Source organism: uncultured Veillonella sp. (assembly GCF_934230905.1).
Classification (GTDB): Bacteria; Bacillota; Negativicutes; order Veillonellales; family Veillonellaceae; genus Veillonella.
This window is the reverse complement of record NZ_CAKQFJ010000044.1, coordinates 1-10,253: the sequence shown is the minus strand read 5'-3', so window position 1 is coordinate 10,253 and position 10,253 is coordinate 1. Positions and strand designations below refer to the sequence as shown.

The window sequence follows — 10,253 nt, the reverse complement described above, 5'->3', positions numbered from 1 at the left end:
ACTAATAAAAAGAAAGTCACGATTAAGACGAAAAAAGATTTAACGGTAGATTCTATTGTGGCTAATAAATCTGTTACTGTAGGTAGCGGTACAAATCAAATTAGTTTAGATGGTACAACTGGTGCCGTTAGTGGTAATACCTTTGCAGGTAACTCCTTTACAGCAGGTAATTCCGTATTAAATACAACAGGGTTCCATATTACCGGTGGTCCATCTGTAACGGCGGCTGGTATTGATGCTGGTAATAAAGCGATTACGAATGTAGCCAGTGGTGGTACAACCCGTTCTAATGCGGCTACTGTAGGTGATGTACAAGATGCTGTAGCTAATTTGTCACAAAACCTCAATATTACAGATGGTACCAACAATAGTACAGTAGATCTTAAGACTCAAAAATTGAATGTGGCTGGTGCAAATGGTGTAACCGCTACTGTTAACAACCAAACTATTACAGTTGGTTTAGATACTAATGTGGTGAACGCTACTACAAAAGGTATTGGCTTAACAGGAGATACTGGGGCTACAGGTAATAAATACCTTAAAGACGGCGATGTATCCTTTGCTGTTACAGGCGATAGTAATTTGGTGAGCACGAAAGCGACAGCTGCAGGTGTACAAGTATCTGTAGATGCTTCTAAAATTAAAGATTTAGCAGTCGGTGCCGTAACGGTTAGCAAAGATACTACTCAAACAGATAATCCGATTACTGTATCGGCAACAACGGGGACTAATGCTAAAAATTATGCTATTGGTATCGATACGGCAAAATTAGCGACTAAAACAGATTTGACTTATCGTGCCAATAATGATACCGATGCGAATGCGAAGAAAGTATCCTTAGCGAAAGGACTTAATTTTGTAAATGGTACTGGTACAGAGGCAACCGTAGGTACGGATGGTACGGTATCCTTTGGTTTAGATACAGCCACAAAAACGGCCATAGATAATGCACAAACAGCCGTAAATCGTACCATTTCTCTTGGTGCAGATAGCGGTACTGCTTCGAGTCAATCCTTAAAAGATGGCAATGTAGCGTTCGATGTGAAAGGGAAAACAGGGGACTACATCACTACCGCTATGAATGGTAGTACTGTTGAAATCTCTACGACTCGTGCCACTATTAATAGCAATGCTACAACTGGGGCTGCTTCTGTAACAGGTGCAGATGGTTTAGTAACCGCTAAAAATGTATCTGATGCTATTAATAAAGCGGCTGAAGCCGCTAAGAGTGGGGCTGCTTGGAATTTAACAACTAACTCTAGTACTACCGATACAACGTTGGTACAGGGTGGCGATACGGTAGATCTTGTGAATGGCGATAATATCGAAATTAGCCAAGATGGTACTAATAAAAAGAAAGTCACGATTAAGACGAAAAAAGATTTAACGGTAGATTCTGTGGCAGCTAATAAATCTGTTACCGTAGGTAGCGGTGCTAATCAAATTAGTTTAAATGGTACGAATGGTACTATTCAAGGCAATACATTTGCAGGTAACTCCTTCACAGCCGGTAATTCCGTATTAAATACAACAGGATTCCATATTACAGGTGGTCCATCTGTAACGGCTGCTGGCATCGATGCTGGTAATAAAGCGATTACCAATGTTGCCAGTGGTGGTACAACCCGTTCTAATGCGGCTACCGTAGGTGATGTACAAGATGCTGTAGCTAATTCTGGTTGGAAGGTTACTGTTGGTACAGATGGATCTGGTCAAAGTAATGTTACTGGTACAAGTCCAGAAAAAATCAAGGCTGATGAAATTGTTACTTTCAAAGCTGGTAATAATATGATAGTGACTCAAGCTGGTAAAACCATTAGTTATGCAGTCAACCCTGTATTGTCTGGTATGACATCTGCTACGTTCACTGATCCAGCAGGTACTACGATAACTAATGGTAATGGTATAACGATTACGCCAGCAGGGGGAGCGCCTAGTGTTGTATCCTTAACTAGTGATGGATTAAATAATGGTGGTCATAAGATTACCAATGTTGCACCGGGCCAAGCGCCAACAGATGCGGTTAATATGTCGCAATTACAAGGTATTGGTAATAGCCAAGCGGCAGCCATCAATCAAGTGGCTGCTGAAGTTGAACGCGTTGGTGCTCATGCTGCGGCTATGGCTGCATTAAAACCAATTCAATATGATCCATTAGAGCCAACCCAATTTATGGCTGGTGTAGGGAACTATCGTGGTCAAACTGCGGCAGCGATTGGTCTAGCTCATTATACAAATGACAATACCATGTTTAATGTAGGCGTTTCTGTAGGCGGTAACCATAATATGGTTAATGCTGGTGTTACACATAAATTTGGCATTAGTGCTGAAAAGAAAAATATTCCTGATCGTTACAAGGCAGGTCCTATCAGTTCTATTTATGTAATGCAAGATGAAATGACTCAATTGCGTTCTGAAAATGAAGCCTATAAAGCTAAGCTCGATAAGCAACAATCTGAAATTGATGCATTGAAAGCTGCAGTTGATCAATTATTAGCTTCTAAATCGTAAATTGAGATGCATATACAATCCATATATTTGTATATTTTTATGTATGAATATGTATATGGTGAAAGCCACCACTCTTAATGAGTGGTGGCTTTTTGCGTTGTGAAATATCTAATCTATTAAAAGCTTATCTTAATTATAAAATTATGATAGGAAAATGTTGTAAAGATGAAATTATCTATTAATTGATAAATATGAGATAAAAAATACACATACAAAAAATAAAGAGATATATCATATTGGAATATCGATATAAATCTATTTGTATAATTATTTATAAATATTTATTTAAAATGTATTAAATATACATTGATAACTATAGAAGAAGTAGCAGAAATCTACTTTTTGACTATCTTTAAGAATGTAAGGTTAGCAATTAAATATTCGTATAATGCATGGGGTTTTATTGTGGATAAGCTGTAAAATATGATAAAATTATGAAATAAAGTCTGAAATATAATGTGTATATTTTATGACATAATGATAATGCATAGACTAAAAATAATTTATATAAGATATGGTTTTGAGAGTTAGTTATAAAAAGGAACATACATGAATAAGATTTTTAAAGTTATTTGGTCTAAGTCAAAACAGTGCTATATCGTAGTGTCTGAAATGGCAAAGAACAAAACAGGTAAAAAGAAAATTGTAGTAGCAAGTATACTTGCTACGTTGGCGTTGACTAGTAATGTTGTAAGTGTACATGGTGCTATGCCTGATGGTAGTAGGACGGATATATTAGGTGTTGCTATAGGTACAGGTTCAGCATCTAAAAGTAATCAGTCTGTTGCGATTGGTTATGCAAGTTCTGCCCAAGCTCCGACTTCAAATCCTGAAAATCCGGCTACAGCCGTAGGTGCTGGTGCGAATGCTAATGGTGCAGGGGCAGTTGCGTTAGGTCTTTCTTCTAATGCTAATGGAACAAATGCAATAGCTCTTGGTGGTGGTTCTGATGGCGGTACAAATAAAACAGAAGCTACTGCTAAATATGCAACTGCTATTGGATTTAATGCTAAGGCTAGTCAAGAGAATACTGTTGCGTTAGGCTCATCAGCAACGGCAGCAGCGCTTAATTCTATAGCCATGGGTAAGAGTGCTACTATAACTGCACCTGCTACGGGGACTCTTGGTGGTCAAGACTCTATTACAATGGGTACTAGGTCTGTTGCAAAACAACATTCTTCAGTTTCTATTGGCTTAGAGGCTTCCTCTGATGGTGTACGTTCTATTGCTATTGGACCAAAAGCGTTTGCAACTGATGAAGATTCTATTGCTATTGGTACTGGTGGTGTTGGTGCTGATAAAAATAATCAAGCTGTTGGTGCTAATGGTGGTAGTGTTACGCAGTTATTGAATGGTATTTCGGGCGTTCAACTGTATTATGGTGCTAAAAGTACTGGTAAACAGTCTATAGCTATGGGTTATGTTGCTAATGCAAAGGACTCAGGTATAGCTATTGGTAATTATGCTGTATCCGATAGTGGTGGTGGTACTGCTATGGGTAAATCTGTAATAAGTCGTAATGGTGGGGTGGTTGTTGGTCAGTCAAGTAATGCAATAGGTAAAAACTCTGTTGCTTACGGTAATACAGTAAAGGCTAATGGGGAAAACTCTACCGCATTGGGGCATTCCACAACTGCAGATGGTCAAAATGCAGTTGCTGTTGGTTATAGTAACACCGCTTCTGGAAATAATTCTGTTTCTATTGGTAGCACTAACCAAGCTAAGAATGAAGGTTCTATTGCTGTTGGTAAGGGAAATAATGCCACTAATAATAATGCGGTTGTTATTGGTAGGGATTCTAATGCTTTAGGTAACCAATCGGTTGCCATGGGGGCTAATGCTAATAGTAAGGGGACAAATGATACTGCTATTGGTAATGATGTTACGGCTGATGGTGATAACAGTGTTGCTATAGGGCGCAGTGCAACAACTAAGAGTACATCATCTTTAGCGATAGGCACATATGGAACAAAGGGAACATCAGCAACAGGATCTTATAGTATTGCCATGGGCCGAGATGTGACTGCCTCTGCTGAAAGTGCAATTGCCATTGGTAAAGATGCAGTTGCTGACAAAAAGAATGCAGTAGCTTTTGGTAGTGGATCAACTACATCTTCTTCTGCGACGGCTCAATCTTCTACGACTATTGGAGGTAAGACATATTCTTGGAATAAAGGTGTCCTTTCCGGTACGGATTTAGCTGGTATGCAAGTATCTGTTGGTAAAACAGGTTTTGAACGTCAAATTAAAAATGTAGCCGCCGGTGAAATTTCTGCAAATAGCACAGATGCTATTAATGGAGCTCAATTATATTCCGTAGCGAGTGGATTGGCCAATGATCTGACAAAAGATCTCAAGATCTCTTATGTATCTATTAAATCAGGTGTAACAGGTGCTGGTAGTAATGTAAATAATGACGGTGCCACAGGTCCTAACTCTATAGCCATTGGTCCTTCTAGTGCGGTTACAAACCAAAATGGTATTGCTTTTGGTAATAATGCTCAATCTTTAAGTGATGATAGTATTACTATCGGTAGAAATGCAAAAGCTGAATCTGGTTCAGGATTCACTACTACAAGTAGAGCTATTGCAATTGGTGCGAATTCTAAAGTTGCTACAAATGTAACACAAGGCATTGCTATTGGTAGTGGTAGTCTTCCTGATGAAGGTGCCGTTGTTACAGGTGACCAATCTATTGCTATTGGTGGTAATGTAAAAGTTGAGGGGCACGCTGCTATTGGAATTGGTGGCGATGACGCTCGAAAAGCGGGATCGGTTCCCGTAACCTATACTAATACAAACAATGTCGAAGTTACAGGTACTTTACAATCTGCTATCAAAAATCTAACAGGCTATGATTTGTCAAAATATCAAGGTACGACAGCAGGTCATGCTGGTGTAGCCTATGGTACGAGTGCACTTGCTGGTAATGCAGGCGTAGCCATTGGTACGGCATCGGATAGTATGACTCGTAAGAATGATAAAGGCCAGGTTGTTGATAATAAACCGGTTACTAATGCTGTAGCTATTGGTACAGGTGCTCGTGCTAATTTTGATAACTCAGTAGCTATTGGTGGTGGATCTAACACAGACCATTATGCAACGAAGCAAGTAAATGCAATTATTGATGGCGTAGAGGTTAAATGGGCAGGTGGCGATAATATTGCCCCTGGGGACGTAGTATCCTTTGGTTCTAAAGGTTTTGAACGTCAGCTTAAAAATGTGGCGCCAGGTGAGGTTTCTCAAACAAGTACCGATGCGGTTAATGGTTCTCAAATTTATTCTTTAGCACGTAAAGTTACCAACATTATGAACGGCGGCTCTGGTTCTGTAGTTAACGTAAATGCAGCAGGAGAACCACTTTCAAAAGTTGTAACAGGCACTGGATCAAGTAAGCAAGAAAAATATTATCGTACAGTAGATGTCAAAGATGATGGTACATTAGTGCCAAATGCAATTGCACAAACACCTACATCATTAGCTCTAGTGAATGTTAATGAAACGAATGTAAATCAACAGACTCAAACACCTCGTGTATTAGGAAATGTAGCTAATGGTGTCAAGGATAATGATGCAGTTAATGTATCTCAATTAAATGCAGCAAAGGTAAAATACTTTTCTGTAAATTCTACTGATGCAGGCAATAAAAATAATGATGGTGCTATGGGGAGTGATGCTATGGCTATTGGCCCTAGTGCAACTGCCACTGCAAAAAATGCTATAGCATTAGGTAAAGGTGCTTCTACAGCCGGGCAAGATTCACTTGCTTTGGGCGTTAACTCACAAGCTAATGGTGGATCAGCATTAGCGATGGGACCTGGTGCTCAAGCTAATAATAATTATGTCGTATCCTTAGGTTACCAAGCTAATAATGGTGCAAGTAATAATGCCAATAGTGTTTCTATTGGTTGGGCTGCAGGTATGCAGTCGAATGGAGCTAGTAATGTGGGGATTGGTACTGGTGCAGGGCGCCAAATAGTTGGTAATAACAATGTGAGTATTGGTAATGGCGCTGGAAATATAGCGACTAATAGTATGTATACGTCCGATTCCATCATGCTGGGGACACAAGCACGTGCTACTAATGGTACTGCTAGTAAAGCGGTAAGCAGTGTTATTGCTATTGGTAAAGGGGCCTCAGGCGGTGCTGATTCTGCTATTGCTTTGGGGCAAGGTGCGTCTTCAACGAATCAGAATGCCATAGCGATTGGTACTAATTCACAGGCTACTGCTTATAATGGCGTTGCTATAGGTTCTTATTCTGTGGCTAATACAGTAGGTGGTATTAATGGTTTTAATCCTAATACTTCACGTACGGATACCTATTCAGGATTAGCAGGCCGTGCACTTACTAGTACAACAGGCGCCGTCGCTATTGGTAGCGATAGCCAAAGCCGTCAACTTACGGGGCTTGCAGCCGGTACTGCTGATACTGATGCTGTTAATGTGGCTCAATTGAAGAGCGTTAATTTAGCTTTCAAAGGGAATACTGGTACAGGTGATGTTAACCTTGCTGCACATCCATTGACTATTCAAGGTAATGATGATTACATTACGACAAGTGCAACTGGTAATACCATTAATGTGTCTGGAAAAGTACAAAACATTACTGTAACGAATGGTACGGCTACTGCAGCTAATAAAGGTATGGCAGATGCACAAAATGTGGCTAATGCCATTAATAATGCTATTCAAAGTAATGCTTATAAGTGGCGATTAACTGCCAATGGGGAAGCAACACCTGAGATTATTTCAAAAGATGATACAGTAGATTTCAGTGGTGATACTAATATTAGTGTTGCTAGAAACGGCAAGAAGATTACGACATCTCTTAAAAAGGATATTACAGTAGATACAGTAAAAGCTAATAAATCCGTAACTATTGGAACTGGTTCAAATCAAATTACTCTAGATGGTAACAGTGGTGCTGTAACAGGTAGAACTTTTAGTGGAAATTCATTTGCTGCCGGTAATAATGTATTAAATAATACAACACTTCAAATTGGTTCTCCTACTGGTGCGAATAATGTGTCCATTACTACAGATGGTCTCACTGCTAAAGCTGGTGCAAAAACAGTTAAATTTGGCACTAATGGTATCGATGCGGGTGGTCAACAAATTACGAATGTATCTAGTGGTGGTAATGTAGGAACGAATGCTGCTAATATTACGGATGTACAAAATGCTGTATCTAGTGTTTCATTAAATTTAGATACTAACTCTAAAACGGGTAGTGTTAATCTAAAATCTGACACACTTAAGATAACTGGAGCAAATGGAATTAGAACTGATTTAATCGGTACTGGAAATCGTAATCTTGTCATCGGTTTAGATCAGGCAACTGTAAATGCTACAACTAAAGGCATTGGCCTTACTGGTGATACTGGTTCTACTGGCCTTAAGTATCTAAAAGACGGCGATGCAACCTTTAAAGTATATGGTGATGGTAATCTAGTTACTACAAAGGCATCTGCTACAGGTGTACAAGTAGCTGTTGATACAGCTAAAGTAAAAGATTTAGCTGTAAATGCTGTTACTGTAAGCAAGGCTAATACAGCAGATAATCCTATTACGGTAACTCCTACAGCTGGTACTAACTCTAAAGACTATGCTATTGGTATCGATACAACAAAACTTGCTGATAAAACGAATTTAGCCTATACAGCCAATGGTGCAACAGCTAAGACTGTGTCTTTGTCTAAAGGCCTTAACTTTGTGGATGGCACAAATACGGTGTCATCTGTAGATTCTGATGGTAAGGTATCTTTTGATCTTAACAAAGCTACACAAACATCTATTACTAATTCCGCTACTGCAGTAGGTCGTACTATTACACTTAATGCAGATAGTGGTACAGGTTCTAGTCAGTCTTTAAGTACCGGTAATGTATCCTTTGCGGTAAGTGGTGCAACTGGAGATTACATTTCCACTCAAATGGATGGTAGTGCTGTAAAAGTTTCTACAAAACGTGCTACCATTAACAGCAATGCTTCTACAGGTGAGGCTTCTGTAACCGGTAATGATGGTTTAACAACTGCTAAAAATGTGGCAGATGCTATTAATAATACAAATACTGTATTAGGGAATAAGATTACAAAAAATACACAAGATATTGCTACGAATACAACCAACATCGCTCATACGATTGCGTTAGCCGATGATAAAGGTGCATCTACGACTGCTAAGTCCTTAAAAGATGGTAATGTATCTTTCAATATCAAAGGGGATAACAAGTTTATCTCTACGGCTGCATCTGGTAATGATATAACCTTGACAGTTAATGAACAAGCTATTAAGGATACTGCTAAGGCTGCTTCTTCTTTCAAGGTGAAAGCGAATACGCATGCTGAAGAAGAGGTAAAAGGTGGCGATACTATTGCCTTCAACAATGGTGATAATATTGAAATTACCCAAACTGGTAAGACTTTCACCATTGGAACGGCTAAGAATATAACTGTTGATTCCGTAACTGCAGGCAATACAGTTATTAATACAAATGGTTTAACAAATGGTACAACTGCTATTACTGGCACAGGGATTACAACGGATACAGTAACCGTTGGTGGTTTATCTATTGATAAAACAAATGGTATCAATGCTGGTGGTAAGGTTATTACTAATGTTGCTAGTGGTGGCACGACAGATACTAATGCAGCCAACATTGGTGATGTAAAACAAGCTGTAGCTAATTTGTCTCAAAACCTTAATATTACTGATGGTACAAACAATGGCACTGTGGACCTTAAAAACCAAAAATTGAATGTAGCTGGTGCGAATGGCGTAACAGCGACTGTTAATAATCAAACGATTACGGTTGGCTTGGATGCCAATACTGTTAATGCTACTACTAAGGGCATTGGCCTTACGGGTGATACTGGTAGCACAGGTAATAAATACCTTAAAGATGGGGACGTATCCTTTGCCGTAACTGGTGATGGTAGTCTTGTGAGCACAACTGCTACGGCAGCGGGTGTGAAAGTTGCTGTTAATGCGGCATCTATCACAGCTGGTACCGATGGTACAATTACAGGCCCAACGACTGATGGTGTAGCCACTGCTAAAAATGTAGCTGATGCTATTAATGCTGTTAAAAAAGCAAGTAAAACAGAAATTACAGCTAATACTGGTGAAGCGGCGAATGCAACAAAAGGTAATGTAACGCTTACATCTACTACTGCTGCAGATGGTCATATTATTTATGATGTAAAACTCAATGATAAAGTAACATTAGGCTCTGGTGCTAATGCTGTAACCATTGATGGTACAGCTGGTAAAGCTACGATTGGTTCTTCAATCATTGATGGTGTGAACAATACATTCACTACTGGCGGTACAAGCTCTGTAACATTAAATGGTGCTACAGGTACAATTACAGGTACAACTGCTAATATCGGCGGTGTAACTGTAAATGGTACAGTAAACGATATCACTGGCTTGTCTAATACAACTGTGACTGGTGCGGATTTTGCAACAAAAGGCCGTGCGGCTACTGAAGAACAATTGAAAGCTGCCACTGGGGCTACTACATTGAAGTTTGTTGGTGATGTAGCGACTAATACGGGATCTGTAAATCTTAAAGATGATACATTTGGTATTAAAGGCGATGGCAAATATATCTCTACTGACGTAAATGGCAAAAATGTAAATCTTACAGTCTCTGAAGCAGAGGTTAAAAAATCTGCAGTTGCTGCTGTAACGGTTAGTACAGATACAACAGATGCTAATAATCCATTAACTGTAAC

General features: G+C 39.3%; 2 protein-coding genes. Both read left to right on the top strand.

Annotation, left to right across the window (positions count from 1 at the left end; all coding sequences use genetic code 11):
• A partial coding sequence (locus Q0E20_RS09035; RefSeq protein ID WP_295999253.1) for a YadA family autotransporter adhesin occupies positions 1–2,511 on the top strand: 2,511 nt, incomplete at its 5' end.
• A 549-nt stretch (positions 2,512–3,060) separates the two neighbouring features.
• Positions 3,061–10,253: ESPR-type extended signal peptide-containing protein (locus Q0E20_RS09030; protein WP_295999251.1), on the top strand; the 7,193-nt coding region annotated here is incomplete at its 3' end.